At 38.4% G+C, this 15517-nt stretch carries 27 protein-coding genes; all 27 read left to right on the top strand.

The window, feature by feature from the left end; genetic code table 11:
• The first annotated feature begins 14 nt into the window (after positions 1-14).
• The 27 genes from ACW2QC_RS07620 to ACW2QC_RS07490 all read left to right on the top strand — a co-directional run bounded on the left by ACW2QC_RS07620 (position 15) and on the right by ACW2QC_RS07490 (position 15503).
• A complete protein-coding gene (locus tag ACW2QC_RS07620) occupies positions 15-830 on the top strand; it encodes a DnaD domain-containing protein (protein WP_457543382.1) in 816 nt (271 codons plus the stop codon).
• A 12-nt stretch (positions 831-842) separates the two neighbouring features.
• Entirely contained in the window at positions 843-1616 is a 774-nt protein-coding gene (locus tag ACW2QC_RS07615) for an ATP-binding protein (RefSeq protein WP_457543381.1), read from the top strand.
• Between the two features lie 2 nt (positions 1617-1618).
• The gene (locus ACW2QC_RS07610) at positions 1619-1894 is read left to right on the top strand and encodes a hypothetical protein (RefSeq protein WP_457543380.1); all 276 of its coding nucleotides are present in this window, start codon (positions 1619-1621) and stop codon (positions 1892-1894) included.
• Between the two features lie 11 nt (positions 1895-1905).
• The gene (locus ACW2QC_RS07605) at positions 1906-2061 is read left to right on the top strand and encodes a hypothetical protein (protein WP_457543379.1); all 156 of its coding nucleotides are present in this window, start codon (positions 1906-1908) and stop codon (positions 2059-2061) included.
• The gene (locus tag ACW2QC_RS07600) at positions 2058-2321 is read left to right on the top strand and encodes a hypothetical protein (RefSeq protein ID WP_457543378.1); all 264 of its coding nucleotides are present in this window, start codon (positions 2058-2060) and stop codon (positions 2319-2321) included. Before ACW2QC_RS07605 ends, ACW2QC_RS07600 begins: the two co-directional genes overlap by 4 nt.
• Before the next feature lie 40 nt (positions 2322-2361).
• A complete protein-coding gene (locus tag ACW2QC_RS07595) occupies positions 2362-3051 on the top strand; it encodes a hypothetical protein (RefSeq protein ID WP_457543377.1) in 690 nt (229 codons plus the stop codon).
• Between the two features lie 49 nt (positions 3052-3100).
• Positions 3101-3505 carry a hypothetical protein gene (locus tag ACW2QC_RS07590; RefSeq protein WP_457543376.1) on the top strand — a complete coding sequence of 135 codons (405 nt, stop codon included), beginning with the start codon at positions 3101-3103 and terminating at the stop codon, positions 3503-3505.
• A gap of 36 nt (positions 3506-3541) precedes the next feature.
• Entirely contained in the window at positions 3542-3739 is a 198-nt protein-coding gene (locus ACW2QC_RS07585) for a hypothetical protein (protein ID WP_457543375.1), read from the top strand.
• On the top strand, positions 3736-3945 hold the full coding sequence (locus ACW2QC_RS07580; protein WP_457543374.1) for a hypothetical protein: 210 nt from the start codon (positions 3736-3738) through the stop codon (positions 3943-3945). The genes ACW2QC_RS07585 and ACW2QC_RS07580 overlap by 4 nt, the downstream gene beginning before the upstream one ends.
• The gene (locus ACW2QC_RS07575) at positions 3942-4469 is read left to right on the top strand and encodes a dUTP diphosphatase (protein WP_457543373.1); all 528 of its coding nucleotides are present in this window, start codon (positions 3942-3944) and stop codon (positions 4467-4469) included. The genes ACW2QC_RS07580 and ACW2QC_RS07575 overlap by 4 nt, the downstream gene beginning before the upstream one ends.
• On the top strand, positions 4466-4840 hold the full coding sequence (locus ACW2QC_RS07570) for a DUF7694 domain-containing protein (protein ID WP_457543372.1): 375 nt from the start codon (positions 4466-4468) through the stop codon (positions 4838-4840). Before ACW2QC_RS07575 ends, ACW2QC_RS07570 begins: the two co-directional genes overlap by 4 nt.
• 17 nt (positions 4841-4857) lie before the next feature.
• Positions 4858-5034, top strand: a complete 177-nt coding sequence (locus tag ACW2QC_RS07565; RefSeq protein WP_457543371.1) for a DUF6011 domain-containing protein — start codon at positions 4858-4860, stop codon at positions 5032-5034.
• The gene (locus ACW2QC_RS07560) at positions 5031-5597 is read left to right on the top strand and encodes an NUMOD4 domain-containing protein (RefSeq protein WP_457543370.1); all 567 of its coding nucleotides are present in this window, start codon (positions 5031-5033) and stop codon (positions 5595-5597) included. The genes ACW2QC_RS07565 and ACW2QC_RS07560 overlap by 4 nt, the downstream gene beginning before the upstream one ends.
• Entirely contained in the window at positions 5579-6034 is a 456-nt protein-coding gene (locus ACW2QC_RS07555) for a RusA family crossover junction endodeoxyribonuclease (RefSeq protein ID WP_457543369.1), read from the top strand. The genes ACW2QC_RS07560 and ACW2QC_RS07555 overlap by 19 nt, the downstream gene beginning before the upstream one ends.
• A 111-nt stretch (positions 6035-6145) precedes the next feature.
• Positions 6146-6346: an XtrA/YqaO family protein gene (locus ACW2QC_RS07550; RefSeq protein WP_457543368.1), complete on the top strand. Its 201-nt coding sequence runs from the start codon at positions 6146-6148 to the stop codon at positions 6344-6346.
• Positions 6343-6879 carry a hypothetical protein gene (locus tag ACW2QC_RS07545; protein WP_457543367.1) on the top strand — a complete coding sequence of 179 codons (537 nt, stop codon included), beginning with the start codon at positions 6343-6345 and terminating at the stop codon, positions 6877-6879. Before ACW2QC_RS07550 ends, ACW2QC_RS07545 begins: the two co-directional genes overlap by 4 nt.
• 95 nt (positions 6880-6974) lie before the next feature.
• Positions 6975-7154: a hypothetical protein gene (locus tag ACW2QC_RS07540; RefSeq protein WP_457543366.1), complete on the top strand. Its 180-nt coding sequence runs from the start codon at positions 6975-6977 to the stop codon at positions 7152-7154.
• On the top strand, positions 7147-7329 hold the full coding sequence (locus ACW2QC_RS07535) for a hypothetical protein (RefSeq protein WP_457543365.1): 183 nt from the start codon (positions 7147-7149) through the stop codon (positions 7327-7329). Before ACW2QC_RS07540 ends, ACW2QC_RS07535 begins: the two co-directional genes overlap by 8 nt.
• 15 nt (positions 7330-7344) lie before the next feature.
• Positions 7345-7830 carry a sigma-70 family RNA polymerase sigma factor gene (locus ACW2QC_RS07530; protein WP_457543364.1) on the top strand — a complete coding sequence of 162 codons (486 nt, stop codon included), beginning with the start codon at positions 7345-7347 and terminating at the stop codon, positions 7828-7830.
• A gap of 178 nt (positions 7831-8008) precedes the next feature.
• Positions 8009-8434 (top strand): DUF3908 family protein, encoded by a 426-nt coding sequence (locus tag ACW2QC_RS07525; RefSeq protein WP_457543363.1) that lies wholly within the window; start codon positions 8009-8011, stop codon positions 8432-8434.
• Positions 8435-8509: 75 nt separating this feature from the next.
• Positions 8510-9325 carry a phage terminase small subunit gene (terS, locus tag ACW2QC_RS07520; protein WP_457543362.1) on the top strand — a complete coding sequence of 272 codons (816 nt, stop codon included), beginning with the start codon at positions 8510-8512 and terminating at the stop codon, positions 9323-9325.
• Positions 9318-10739 (top strand): DEAD/DEAH box helicase family protein, encoded by a 1422-nt coding sequence (locus ACW2QC_RS07515; RefSeq protein WP_457543361.1) that lies wholly within the window; start codon positions 9318-9320, stop codon positions 10737-10739. Before terS ends, ACW2QC_RS07515 begins: the two co-directional genes overlap by 8 nt.
• A complete protein-coding gene (locus ACW2QC_RS07510) occupies positions 10732-12243 on the top strand; it encodes a phage portal protein (RefSeq protein ID WP_457543360.1) in 1512 nt (503 codons plus the stop codon). Before ACW2QC_RS07515 ends, ACW2QC_RS07510 begins: the two co-directional genes overlap by 8 nt.
• A gap of 6 nt (positions 12244-12249) precedes the next feature.
• Positions 12250-13269: a retron-type reverse transcriptase gene (locus ACW2QC_RS07505; protein WP_457543359.1), complete on the top strand. Its 1020-nt coding sequence runs from the start codon at positions 12250-12252 to the stop codon at positions 13267-13269.
• Between the two features lie 188 nt (positions 13270-13457).
• Entirely contained in the window at positions 13458-13739 is a 282-nt protein-coding gene (locus ACW2QC_RS07500; RefSeq protein ID WP_457543358.1) for an ImmA/IrrE family metallo-endopeptidase, read from the top strand.
• A 182-nt stretch (positions 13740-13921) separates the two neighbouring features.
• Positions 13922-15073, top strand: a complete 1152-nt coding sequence (locus ACW2QC_RS07495) for a hypothetical protein (protein WP_457543357.1) — start codon at positions 13922-13924, stop codon at positions 15071-15073.
• 13 nt (positions 15074-15086) lie between these two features.
• Positions 15087-15503 (top strand): DUF2190 family protein, encoded by a 417-nt coding sequence (locus ACW2QC_RS07490; protein WP_457543356.1) that lies wholly within the window; start codon positions 15087-15089, stop codon positions 15501-15503.
• Positions 15504-15517: the final 14 nt, after the last annotated feature.

Here is a 15517-nt window from a genome sequence, read left to right as displayed (position 1 = left end):
AAGGAGGTACTCAATTGAGTGGTTGGATAAAGTTTCACAGAAAAATACTCGACAACGAATTATGGTATGACGTAACTACTTTTCGGTTATTTACTCTACTCCTTTTGAGAGCATCACATAAGGACGGGTTGAAGGTAAAAGGTATTGAAATAAATCGAGGGCAGTACCTCCGATCCTATTCAAAGTTAGCCGAAGACTTGGAATTCAAAGAAGGGCGAGGGTACAAAAAGGTGTCAAAAAGTACAATTAAGCGTTCCGTTCAAAAATTAATAGACGATGGAATGGTCACTGTTCGCGAAACGGATAGCGGAACGGTATTCAATATAGTTAAATACCATGAGTATCAAGGCTTAGACGATCATCAAGAACCAATTAACAGAACGGATAGTGGCACTTTAACAGAACGAACCCAGAACGAAGGCGGAACGAACCCAGAACAAGAACAAGAATTAAAGAATTATAGAATTAAAGATCTTAGTAGTAGTAGCGATACCGAATTTGCTGAAGTAATGAAATTCTATCAATCAAATTTGCAAAAAGGTGTCTCCGAATCTCCGTTCAATAACGAACTGATCGTCCAGTGGTTTGATGAATGGGGTCATGAGTTATTAATTTCCGCTATGAAAGTTGCGGCTAAGGCAGAAGCGAAAGGTGTCAACATGGTCGAGGGTATTTTGAAAAAATGGAAAGAAGCTGGTGTTAACGACCTAGATGATGCACGGAAATACGAAACGGAATTCAGAAATAAAAAGAAACCTAATAAAAACAACAATGTGATCTCTATGAAAAATAGAGAAGAACAATACGACGATTATGATTACGGATTTTAGGAGGATCTAACATTGGAAGCTATAAACATAACTAGTCCTAAACAACGCTTAATTAAAACATATGTCTGCGAGGGTTGTAATAGAACCGTACAACAAAAAGAATTAGAAATTCCACGCGGGCCAAGACAAGGTGAAAAGGTAGTTGCTAACTACGGTTGCAAGTGCGCTGATATCAAACTGGCAGACGAAGCCAAGAAAACACGCGACCATTTAAGAAGTGAAAAGATGAAACAATTCTTTGATTATTATTCGCTAATAAATAAAGCACTAAAAGATGCAACTTTAGAAAACTATGATCCTACCAGTGAAGAACTTGCAAAAGCAAAACAGGCCGTAACGGATTATATTAACCATTTTGACGAATCAAAGAACCTGTTATTGCACGGTACCTACGGAACAGGGAAAAGTCATTTATCGGTATCCGTCACCAAGAAGCTGATGGAGAAAGGGAAAGAGTGCTTATTTCTTTCGTTGCCTAAGTTGCTAACAAAAATAAAAGAAACGTACAACAATAAGGGCGTTACAGAGGATGAGCTGCTAGAAGCCATACAACGTGTTGACCTATTAGTCTTGGACGATATTGGAGCAGAACATCATACGGAATGGGTAAATTCGAAGCTGTTTGAAATACTGGATGATCGTTCAGGTAAAGCAACGATCTATACCACAAACCTAAACAGCAAGGAATTACGGGCATCCATCAATGAGCGTAATTTCTCTCGGATGATGGAGAACACGGAAGTTATCAAAATGGACGGCAGAGATTATCGGAGGAGGGAGTTTTAATATTGATTACTCTTGAAAAACAAACGATCTATCAATGCGAATATTGTGGCAAAAGGTTGTTGTCGAAGAATGGAGCAAAAATTCACGAAGAACAATATTGCAATCAATCTCCAATGGTAAAGCAAAAAAGAGATGATGTAATCAAGATGTGCAATCACGATATGGATACTCATTGGGATTACATTCCAGGAGAAGCGGTATTGGAACCGCAATATAGTTATTGCATTAACTGCGGTGCTGATGAAATGGAAATAAGAAAGTTAGGCGGTGAAAACTGATGTGGCAAGGCATGAAAAGCGTAATGGTATTTGATCCAAAAGATTCGCAAGCAGAAACAGAACGCAAATGGCTGGAGTGGAACAATCACAAAAGCGCCGTCCAGGATAAGGCGGTGCCGAACGCTGAACAAACAAGGAAGTACTTGCAAGAACGTGGTCTAGGATGAGTGCTGCATCAAAAATTAATCGAACCTACAAAAGCAGAAAAGAACGATTGGCAGACGGAGCCCTTGTTTATTGCTTATCTGATTTAGAAATAATCTTTTCGGAGGGATTGATAAAAGAGGTAACAGATCTGTACGAAGCAGGCCATTGTCCGGAAGAAATTGGACAAGCAATTAATCGGGATCCTGATGAAGTTTTTATTGCTCTTTTTCATCAAGCTAGGCAAGGAAAGATTGACCGAGCGTTTGCTAAGAGGTTGTGAACATTTGACGGAAAGTGCGACATAAGAGAGGAGAAAGGAAATGGACTATATAGAACAAGTTAAGCAAGAAATAAAAAAGAATTGGTTCGATAAGCACGTTGCTGAAGTAAGAGGGGGAGAAGGATTGCAAGTGATCGAGTGGGGCGAACCGGGAACAAATATGTACAGAACTAAATATGTGTTATCAGGAAACAACGTGTTTATTTCCGGTGATATAGGTGAAGCAGTCTACTCCCTTACTTGTGCAGCAACATTAGAAAATATTAAGGATTTTAATTTAGGATATTTCACAGGTAAATTAGAAGCATTCTGTGAAGATCGTTGGGATTTTGACCAAACAATGGCTAAGAAAGAACTTATAGAGCATTGGGATGAATGCGAACTTGAAAATTATTATGAAGATCCCAGAGAAATCTACAGAGGTATCTTATCTGCTATAGATGAAAGTACCTCAATGGAATCATTTAGAGCGTGGCTAATGCCTGTATATCAAGACACTTCTGTTGATTCAGATACAATGGAATACATTTGGGACTTAGGTAAGGTAATGCCCCCTCGTTTGATTGGATATTGGGTAGGTTTGCAAATGGTAATTGAACAATTGGAAAATGAAAAATGTGCAAGGTGCGGAAAAGTTATTGACCCCGAATCCGAGACAACAGAAGAAGTTATGAATGATGATGTTTGCTCAGAATGCGAAGGCGAAATATATACTTTGAACCGCATCTGACTATTACGCATTCCGATAAAAATGCGACGTAACGAAAGGAGAAAACAAAATGGAATTTAATTTTTATAAAGCACGTTTGAAAACGTCAGGCAAAATTCCTGAACAGATAAAGGCCGATTATGATGGAGAACTTGGGCCGGCGCCAAGCAAGGAAGACGTTCAAAGTTGGATAAAAGTTTATGACTTAATTAGTGGCATTGAACTAATTGTTATGAAAAGCCCAATTACCGATGGATATGTCCCTGCATCATATGACAAAAAGGACGATTGGAAAATTAGAGATTTTGTCTATCAAGCAGAACAAGATCCATACTTTGGAACCTATATTAATGATCGGGAAGAGTTCTTAGAAGATTGGAAATCAGGCGATTACTCTCCGATGGGTTCACTAACGTTTAGCGGTGATGACATTGAGATTATCGAGGAATTAAAGGGTGAAAAGTCAAGTCATTGATCAACATAACGATTAAACCCAAAGGATGTGAAACTCATGAAAAAAGGTGAATTCTACCGTAAGCAAACAAATAGTCAGGGTGTTTACTGTTATAACGGCAAAGTAGAGCACATGGATACAGGTGAGGAATTAGCTGTACTAATGTCATTTAAGGATAAAAGGACTTACGTGATTAATAAAGAATGGTTTGAAGCGCTAGTAAATGCCGGAGATTATGTGAAGGTGGAATTATGAGCAAGAATCCGGTGTTGCAAGACAAATTCAAAGAAGGCTATTCGGCAGGTTATCTATCTGGAGCGGAATACGGAAAAAGCGTTACGTTGAAGTTTTTGGCAGAACGATTCAATGGACTATATGATGTTCCGGGGATCGGGCCGAAAACGATCAAGAAAATAGAACAGCAGTTGGGTGAACAGTATTTTAGGGAGGGAAACAAATGAATCTAAACATTTTATTCAAACCACAAGCAGAATTAGATAAGCACATCGAGGAAGAACACAATTTGCAAGGTCAAAATCTACTCAAAAAGAAAACAGTAGCATTGCTTACAGAACTATTCGAGTGTGTGAATGAAGCTAGGTTCTTCAAGTTTTGGAGTCGTGATCAGAAGCCTAGAAAGGAAGATTGGTATCCGGTAAGTAATGATGTTGGTGTTCAATGGAAAAATCCACTCCTGGAAGAATACGTGGACATCATACACTTTGCTTTATCGATAGCAAATGATTTAGGTTATCACGAACATAAATATGTGGATCCAGGTGGTTATGATCTAAATGATTTAACAATAGGATTAGCAAATTTAATTACCTTGCTACCTGAAACTAAGTATCATCGCCACATAGAGGTAGTATTCAATTATTTAATCAAATTAGGGTATTCGTTAGGGTTTGATGAAAAAGACGTCACACAGGCTTATTTTGAAAAGAATAAGACGAACCATAAAAGGCAGGCGAATGGATATTGAATAGAGCGGAGCGAAAACGGAAGGAAAAAGGGCACCAAATTTTAGGGTGGTCAAAACATCCGTCACCTAAACAATTGAAACAAGGCAATGGTTGGTTTGCTGAATTAGACAGAACATATCGTAGGAATGATGGGAAAGTTGTCTGTATGATGCGGGATTTACAAACTGATTGGGGCAAAGTGACCCATCTAACGATAACAGCTCACTATCAGCCGAATTGGATGGAAAAACAACAGATTAAAAATGATTTATTCGGCAAAGAAAGTTTTGCTATAGAGGTATTTCCTAAAGAAAGCGAGTTAGTTGATAAGGCTAATATGTACCATTTATGGGTTTTGCACGATAAGCAGTTACCTTTCGGAATTGACTAAGGGAAGGAGTGATCAGATTGGAAGGCACGACAGAAACCTGCAAACGTTGCAACAGAAAACTAAAAACGCAAAAAAGCATTGATAAGGGATATGGTCCTGTTTGCTACAAAAAGCACCTGCAGGAGGAAGCGGAGAGGGAATTTGAAAAGAATCAGATAACGATTGATGAAGCTATTAAGGGAGTGGGAGCATGATTGAATTTGTTATTCCAGGCGATACCATCTGGAAAGATATAAAAGGCTATGAAGGATTGTATATGGTTAGTGCGGCGGGAGATGTAAAAAGTATAAAAAGAAGTGGCACTAAAGGAGGGGTGCTTATCGGCAATATTGCTAAAGGTTATAAAAGAGTTTTGCTCAAGAAAAATAATAAAGCGAAAAAATTCTTTGTCCATAGATTGGTTGCTGATGTCTTTCTAGATAAACAAAAGGATAAAAATTTTGTTAATCACATTGATGGTAACAAACTAAATAATCATGTAAATAATTTAGAATGGTGTAACAGATCCGAAAATCAGTTGCACGCATACAAATTGGGGCTTCAAAAAGTTGATGTTACTAAAGCCCATGCAGTAAGACACGAAAAAACAAAAAGAAAAATAATTCAATTAAGCATGAGTGGAGAAGAAATAAAAATATTCAACTCTATAAGAGAAGCAGCTAAATCATTAGGAATGAATGATGGCACTCATATCTCGGCTGCGGCAAAAGGAAAAAGAAAAAGTTGCGGGGGATTCAGATGGAAATACATTTCGTAATACCTGGACCTTGCGTTCCACAAGGAAGACCGCGCGCAGGGAAAATTCAGCGTGGCAGTAAAAAGGGAAGAACGGTCCTCTATGATCCGCAAAAATCAAGAGAATACAAACGGTACGTGTCCATTGTCGCCAAACAATACGCACCGAAAGAACCAATAGAGGAACCGTTATGCGTTCACATTAAAGTATACCGTCCTATTCCGGCAAGTATGACTAAGAAATTAAGACAATTATCTGTCGCTGGAGTAAACAGGCCGATAACAAAGCCGGATAATTCAAATTACGCAAAAGGCATCGAGGATGCATTGAATGGGATTATTTATAAAGACGATTCACAAATTGTGGATTTACAAGTTTCTAAGTTTTATAGCGACAATCCAAGAGTGGAGATCATGATCAAAGAATTAGATCCAATAGATTATACCGAAATTAGTTAAATTGGGCTTAATACAGACGTCTTATAAGCAGATTGGTGCAAGTACATACAACAAGAATAGGACGTCTTGTGATGGCCTTGATGCAGTCAGGAAAGCTAGGAGGGATCCTAAGTGAGATTAAAAGATTTAGAAATCGACCCTAGTACTATGAGACTAGATATTGATATAATGGAACAAGAGGGGTGTTTTGCCATTGTGGTGAGTGAAGGCAAAGCTAGGCTAGCTGAATTACCTTCACATGGTGAAACGAAGATCGTTACTCACCAAGGAAAGGTTAAGAGAGTGAAGTGGGATGAGGGGGAAGAGTTTTGAACGAAATTATTGAAAATGTTTTAAACCATTCCTTGACGGCAGTTCCGTCCGCTGTTGTTGGGGCGGTGGTTGGATTCTTTGTAAAAGGATCATTAGAAAATAGAAAAAACAAGAAAAAATTAAAGGAAAAGTCTATTGAAGCGGTGAAAGAAACAAACTCCGTTATTTCATCACTAAATCTTCAAATTGGCAGAGATATAAGAATGTATATCCATACCACAAAGATTCTTAAGGATGAAGCTGATGTTAATAAACCTTTTCTTAATGACTATAAAGAAATGATAGAGTTGAGCAAGGTTAGATTGTCTGAAAACTGCAAAGTAATTATCGATTTATCTGTGTCAGATTTTAAGAAATTATACCCAGAGGCAGCCGAAGAAATAAAAAAGTTTCAGAAAACCTGCCGAGATTTAAAAAGAATTGTTGAAATAAAAACTATAGATAATCAGAAATTATCACTTTTAGAAAAGATTGATAAAGAAATAATGGATCATTACCAAAAGATAATGGACGCAACTAGATCGGTATATTAATAAAGTTCTACCAGCCATCTGGAGGACACTGATTACAAGCTGTTAAATCAGCTGTAGTTGGTGTCCTTTTTTATTTGCAAAAGAGGAGTGATTACATGGTTTTTATAACTGCATATTGGATTGTTGGTTTTTTGTTAGCGATTGCTAAAAAAGAGCCTGTCAATGGCAGTAGACAGGAAAATTCAATGTTTATCTTCTTGTTAATTTTCATTGTTATCGCATGGCCATTGTATATTTTCATCCGTCTGTTGATCGGAGGGAGAGCCGATGTCTGAACAGTTACGAAAACAGTTAAAAAATTGGTCAAAGAAAAATAGATTATCCTCTAAGAAGAAAAAACACCACGAAAAACAAACAGAGAACCTCACTGAAGAAGATCTAATGGAATTGATGGGCGTTAATCGTCCGACGTATAGAAGAAAGCGTGGAGGATCATTTAAACAGAAATGAAGGGTGATAGTTGAAATGTGGGCAGATGAACTTATATTACAATACGAACAAGGGCGAAAAGGGTTAAGCGAAAAGAAACGTGATTTAAGCAATGAAAATTTACGTGATAAATCCGATAAAAGCCAAATTAATAGCATGATTTCAACTATGACAGAATCTATTGAATGGATGACGACAGGCAGAGAACCTGGTAAATTCAGAGGCGCTGATAAACGTTCTGCATATCAACGCAGATCGATGGAGGACATGGATATGTTCCCTTCTTTGGATATTGTTCCTGAAGAAAAGTCGTTAAGCAATGATGAAAAACAGGCGGTTTTTGATATTTTATCCGAATTATCACCTAGGGAAAGGCAATGTTTTTTGTTGCATAAGGTGTATTTTATGACGTACGCACAAGTATCGGAGGAATTGAAAATAGGCAGAAGCACTGTGCAAAAATATGTTGAACGGGCAAAAAATAAAATTTCTTGTCGTGCAAGTGTCGTGCAAAGTTCTTAGTTAGTGAGAAGGGCTGTTAATGAGAAGGGCTCTTTTATAGAGCTCTTATCTAGTATGAAGCGTGTTCTTTTTAAGACCTCACGGTCTTTTAGAATAATATTATATATAATTTGTTAATAAAGCAGGAAAATAGTCCTCCTTTGCCGAAATGTATAGGTAAAAAGGAGAAGTGGATAGCATGAGTTTGGATTATAGAGAAGTATCAAACAATCTATATCAAGTAAAGTTTGCGGATGCCATAGGGAAAGATTTGCTGAATGAGTATTTACATTACACTAAAAAACCTAAATTCGTGGAAAATCATAAAATATTTTATCCAAAAGGAATTTTTACCGACGAAGGATTAAATAGCTATTATTTTTTCACTGAAACAAAGATAGCAAGAATCTCTTTTTTAGAAACAATTGATACTCAAATATGGAAGTTTAGCCGAATTTCAACTTATAAATTATCTATGACTGATAGTTATAACCTGAAACTAGAGATACAATTTGATAACGGGGACGTTTTACTATTTGATAGTAAGAACGACACTAACAGTCATAGACAAGTAACATTAAAGAAAAAAATAGAAAGCATCTATAATTTAATTGACGAATTGTAATATTTAGCACCCAAACGTGGTGCTTTTTATTTTGCTCAAAACAAACGAATATGTTGGAGGTGGGTGAGAATGTAAATGCCTAGGAAAAGAGATCCACGGCGCGATGAAGCATTTGGAATTTGGAAAAAACACAATGGTGATATTACAAATCGTTCTATTGCTAAAAAAATAAATGTTCCAGAAAAAACAATCTCCGCTTGGAAAAGTCGTGATAAATGGAATGTAGTATTACAAAATAATGATCGTAGTACTACAAAGGGGAAACAGAGCACTTCAAATAATGATGAATCACCTAAGAAGCGCGGGCCAACTAAAAAGCAGCAGAAAAACCGTAGTGGCAACCCTAACCCGTCTCATAAATTCCCGAAACACAACAGCTTTGCTGAAAAACACGGCTTCTACAAACGAGTATTACCGGAAGAGCTGATGCAGATGTTCGATGAGGTTGAAGATAAAATTTCGGAAGCTAATATGTTGTGGGATCAAATTAAACTGCAATACCTGGCTATTATGCGTTCGCAATCAATTATGTTCGTTGAGTCAAAAGATGAAATGATCAAAGAATTGAAGAAAGAAAAGACGTCAATAGATTCAGAAGAGTACGAATGGGAATTTCAGTTTGCTTGGGAACGTCAAGCACAATTTTTAAACGCCCAATCAAGAGCAATTAGCGAGTTAAGAAATTCTATCAATCAATTCATTAGAATTACGGATGAAACAGATGAACGAAGGTTGAAACTAGAACAAATGCAATTGGGTATTGAAAAAACAAAAGCAGAGATCGAAAACCTTTCTGGTAATAACGATAACCAACAAGCAGAAGACTGGGTTGAAGCACTTAAGCAAGTTGCTGATAAACGTCGCAAACAAAATGGTGAAGCCGATGAGTAAGCCTTATAACGTTATCGTTGACCTACTAGATTTATATTGGGATGATCCAGTTTCTTTTGCTGAAGATATGTTGGGATTTACGCCGGATAAGTTTCAAGCTGCAATATTAAATGATCTGGCTAACAACCCAATGGTAAGTGTTCGGTCCGGTCAAGGTATTGGAAAAACAGGTATTGAAGCAGTAGCGGCTATTTGGTTTTTGACATGCAGACCGAATCCTAGGGTCGTATGTACGGCCCCCACTAGACAACAGTTGAATGATGTGCTTTGGGCTGAAATAGCGAAGTGGCTAGAAACATCAAAAGTTAAGAATCTATTAAAGTGGACCAAAACAAAGGTATATATGATCGGGCATGAAAAGCGTTGGTTCGCTACTGCCAGAACAGCAACGAAGCCGGAGAACATGCAGGGTTTCCACGAGGACTACATGTTGTTCATTGCTGATGAAGCTTCTGGCATTGAGGATAAGATTATGGAAGCAATACTAGGTACCTTATCCGGTGAAGAAAACAAATTATTGATGTGCGGAAACCCTACTCGAACGAGCGGGGTTTTTTATGATTCTCACCATAAGGATAGATCGAATTACAAGACTCATAGGGTTTCATCTAGGGATAGTAAACGGACTAATAAAAAGAACATTGCCATGATTGAGCGTAAATACGGAAAAGATAGTGATGTTGTTCGGGTTCGTGTTGATGGAGAGTTTCCTAAAAGCGAGCCAGATACATTTATTGCGCTTGAATTCGCTGAAAAGGCAGCAATGCGAGATGTATATCAAGATGACGAATTCGGAAATCTCGTCATTCCTGATAATGCCGAAATACAGATTGGGGTGGACGTTGCCCGTTTCGGTGATGACGAAACAACAATCGTTCCTAGGGTAGGCAACCACGTCCCGTATTTCAAGTGGTATAACAAGCAAGACACGATGACTACTGCAGGTAATGTCATCCGTATAGCTAAAGATATGATGCGAACATACGGAGTCAATAAATGCACGGTGAAAATTGATGATGACGGTGTTGGTGGTGGCGTGACAGACCGATTAAGAGAAGTGATCAGTGAAGAAGGATTATATATTACTGTTGTAGATTGTCACAATGGTGCCACGGCAGATGATGATCATTACTTTAATTGGGGCACTGAATCATGGGCATATATACGGGATTTGTTACATGAAGGAGTTATTAACATCCCAAACGATGAAGATATCATAGGACAGTTAACAACTAGAAAATACACGATCACGTCAAAAGGAAAAATAAGAATTGAGCCTAAAGAAGATATGAAAAAGCGTGGCTTAAAATCACCGGATAGAGCGGATGCGCTTGTATTAGCGTTTGTTCCAACACTAGGACAATTTGATGATGATTCAGCTGCGTTATTGAGAGGGGTGAAATTATATGGCTAAATGGATTGATAAGGCAGTCGGAGAAATGTCTAAATTACGCAATAAACTAGGTAAATTAGGCTGGAATATGGTCGGAGGTACATTCACATCCTCTTATAAGCTGGATTCATCAAGGGTTGATTACGAGTTATCTCGGCAGTTATACAACAATACGAACGATGATTACAAGTTGGGCGCTGGATTTGCCAAGCCTGTTGTTAATGCAACGGTTGGCTTCATGGGTGTTCCGAGTCCGAAGATCGAAGACGAAAAGGCGCAGGGATATCTGACAGACTTTTTTAACGACAACAAATCGAAATTGCAACGAACACTACGCAATTCCGGACGTGATGGTGATGTGTTTGTTTGGGTTACTCGTGAAGATGTCGAGGACAACAAGTTATATCCTGAACAGGGCAAAAGGCTTGTTTATAATATCATTCCGCCGGAGCAGGTGAAAAAGATCAATAGGGATCCACTCACGAATAAGCCAAGGGAATATATTCTTGTATCTAGCCATGATTGGGAAGACGAAAACGGAAATGCCAGGCAAACCGAGATTACTCAACGAATCGGTAAAGACTATCGAATTATTAAATGCCAGGGTGATGTTCCGCTGGGTATTGAGGAAGGGGAATTCCCAAATAAGTGGGGATTTATTCCGATTGTCCACTTCAAGAATGAAAGTGATGAACATGAAGAATTCGGGAAATCAGATCTCGAATCAATTGAGCCATTCATGAAGGCTTATCATGATGTAGCGTTACATGCTATCCAAGGTTCTAAGCTTCATAGTACGCCAAGGTTAAAGTTAAACGTTAAAGATGTCGGTACCTTTTTAAAAAATAACTTTGGTGTCGACGATCCGGCCAAGTTCATCAAAGAAGGAAAGGGAATCAATTTAGATAATCACGAATTATTGCTCTTAACTGGTGATGAAGACGCTGAATTCATTGAAGTGAAAAGTGCTACTGGTGATGCGTCAGTGCTGTTAAAATTCCTGTTCTATTGCATTGTTGACACATCGGAGACGCCGGAATTTATATTTGGAGTTCATACACCATCAAGTCACGCAAGTGTCAAAGAGCAAATGCCTATTTTAATTAGGCGCATCGAACGTAAACGGGAACACTTTGACGAGCCATTCAAATTACTTTGTCGTATTGTTTTAGCGATGACAGCAGAATCAGAAAACATTTCATTTTCTTCTTATGCTGCGGAACTAGAATGGGATGACATTGATCCGCGCGATGGAAAAGAAGTAGCGGATGAGATTAAAACAATTGTTGAAGCATTGACTAAAGCGCTTGATGGTAACTTGATTAGTATTGATGCGGCGGTTGAATTCTTGAAGCAATATATATCAACTATGAATGATTTTGAAAGTGACGACGACAAGGTTCCTGGCGAAAAAGACCGTATCATGAAAACAAGATTAATGAACATGCGATTGGAAGATAGCCAATTCAATGAGGATCAGCTGGACGAGATTAATAAATTGCTAGAAAAAATTAATAAGGAGTAATCCATCATGGCCACTCCGGAAATTAATGCGAGACAGTTAATTAAAGATTTGCAGTATCATGCGGGCCCTTATGCCAAATATGCACTTGAAGCCAGGAAAAAGTACATTGAATTACGAATGCATCAAGACAAGCGGATCCAGCAAGTTTATTTAAGGGCTATTAAACGGATTGCGAAGGAGCTCAAAGAATTAAGTTCGACAGGCGGTAATCCTCTAAAAGTAAGACAATTGCTGGATATCGAAAAGGCACTTGCTGAAGAATTCAAGAAATTGAATAGTGAGATTGACGATCTGACACTTGAGTACATTAGAGGCGGTGTTGCAGCTGGTGTATCGTACAGCCAAGCCATTACTTTAAGCGCGCTAACTGAAGCAGGAATAAAGAAAACACCAATGATTAAGACGTTTTCAAAGATAAACACAAGAGCAGTCGAGGCTATCTATGCTAGAACACATAAAGGATTGTCTACATCTGATCGTATTTGGAGGAACAGCAAAAGAGCTGAAACTGTTGTCCGAAACATCATCCAAGAGGGTGTTGCAACTGGATCGGATGCAAAGGAAGTAGCCCAGGCATTAGAAAAATATGTTCAATCAGACTCTAAAACAATGGCTGAACATTATCCGAACATGATGGAACGGATCCAAAGCAGGGTTCCAATTCGATTATCCTATGAAGCTTTAAGACTAGCACGTACTGAAATGACTGCAGCATTTGGAGAAGGAACAATCCAAGGTGGCAGGGTTTCACCTTCATATATCGGTACTAGGTGGGTGCTATCGCCTTCACATCCGGTTAAAGACATATGCGATACGTTTGCTAATGCTGATCATGGACTCGGAAAAGGCGTTTATCCAAAAGGAGAAGAACCAATGTTCCCTCCACACCCCAATTGTTTATGCACACTATTACCGGTTCATGAACAACCGGAAGATTTAGTTGCTAGATTAAGGGATTGGATGAAAAGACCTGCTAGTCAACCAGATTTGGAAGAGTGGTACCGGGATGTTTATAAATCGGCATAAGTTGAGTGAAATTATTTTAAAGGTGGCGTTTACTATGTCAAACAATTTCAAAAACGCAGTATCAGAGTCATTGCGCATTACGTTCGTGGCACTTGTAATCACGTGGATAATCGCATCTTGGTGATTATTTTGAAAGGGAAGACTGGTATCAAAATGTTTATAAAGTAGCGTAAAGGAGTGTTTCGAAGTTGACGCCAAACAAGATAAAAGTAGCTGGAATTGATTATGAAATAAAAGAAGTCGATGGATTAGCTGATGAACACGGTTTGGGTGGTCTGATACTTTATGAAAAAGGGATTATAAAAATTGATTCTAGTATGTGCAAAGATAAGAAAGAACAAGTATTTGTTCATGAATTATTGCATTCTATATTCAACGAAGCCGGATATGATGAGCAAAACGAGGACATGGTCAATCGTTTGAGCATTGTATTATATCAAGTTTTGAAAGATAATAAGTTAATTTTTTAATAGAAATGTCATCCGAATTGAAAGGAGTAATTATTTGTATCTAAATGGTTTATATGCACTGATTTGGATTGTGGCAATTTTATTTTTAGCCCCGATTATTGACTATGATCCCCTCATTGTTTTCGTGGCTATGATTCATTATTACGTTCTAATGAATTACTTGAAAGGGGGTGAGAAAAAGCATGAGCAAAAAGCAACTCATGATGCTTTTCGGTAATCTTAGTGGCGAAATGCAAGTAACAGGTGTTCCGTTAGCTTCCGGTGTAGATATCGAGAAGTTTAAAAAAGAAGATGAGGACTTAATGGAAGTTGTCGTTGAAATACCTGCAGGTCCATCTACCCGTGGGTGGAATTACACCAAATTTGCATTACAAAGCATTGTAGATAAGGTTATGCGCAATACATTAGCCGGGTTTCTTGGTCATCAAAAGCCTGAAGCGGTTAAAAATGAATTCAAAACACCTGTAACGCATTGGATAGGAGCGAAAATGGAGGGCGAATCAGCTTTTTTTCGTGGTGTGATAGATAAATCTGCTACCGATCTAAAAAGGTGGCTGAGAACAGGCCGTATTAAGCAAGTAAGTATATTTGGTTATCCTAAACTCCAAACGTCAAACGGGGAAACACAAGTAATTGATTATGATGCTCTTTCTATTGACTGGACGCCTTTAGACAGGGCGGGCATGCCTACGAAGATTGTCGCCACTTCTGGCGAAATGTGGGATGTAGAAGGAATTGGTCCGGAAGTAATTAATAAAAATAATGGAGGTGCAAAGGCATTGAATCCTGAAGAACTTTTGAAGGAACTTGGCAAAATGGCTAAGAATAAACAAATCACAGTACCAATGATAGCTGGAGAAATGGGGCTATCTGTTGAACAAATAGCTGGTGAGATGGATTCATCATGGCTAGAAACAAAAACAAGCGCTGAGAAGCAATTAAAAGATGTTTCTGATGCATTAGGTATTAGTGGAGAAATGAATGTTGTGGAAGTAGCTAAAAACGCTGCTCAAGCTGTAAAAGAAAAGGAAACCGCTGATTTCGATAAACTTGTCGGTGAAATGATGGACGAGAAAATTAAATCTGATGCAGTGAAAAAGGATATTCATAATTCAGAAACGCAAATCGGGAAACTATTTTTCTATCATTCCAAAGGTCTAACTCCGGGGATGGAAAAAGACAAGATTGCTGGTGAGTTAGATAACTTCCTGGCAGATAAAGTGGTTAAGAATATTATGGATGCATATCACACAGACAGACCTGCTGGGATTGGTTCAACTGGTTCTGTGACTAATACGTCTAGCAGATTAAAAACAAAGCGTACATCGCTATAAGGAGGGAATTTGAATGGCTTACAAAGGGCAAGCAGTACCAACTACCGTTCATAAAACAGGTCGCGCAAAAATCGGCGATGGTAAAAGTGTTCGGGTGACTGTACCTGAAAATACAACTGTAGCAGCTAATGGACTATATGAGTTTGATGGATTTCTGGGCTTTGCAATGCAATCAGTTGTAACTGGCGCAGGAGAAACTGAGGAAATTGTACTAAATATTGAACAAGCGGAATATGAAACGGATCAGATCAGCACTTCCCAACCTTTTGAAAAGGGTACGAAAGTCTATTACAACCCGTCAACCAAAAAACTAACCGAAACAGCTGAATCTGGAGACGCAGAACCTGTCCCATATAAAAAAGCGGGGCGTGTAACTTCAAAGAAAGATTCAAATAACGTTATCTGGTTCATTCTTGGACCACAAGTATAAGGAGGGGAAATAAC

It is taken from the genome of Virgibacillus sp. FSP13, assembly GCF_054048505.1.
Note: the sequence above shows the minus strand (reverse complement) of the source record. Positions and strands in the feature narration are given on the sequence as shown.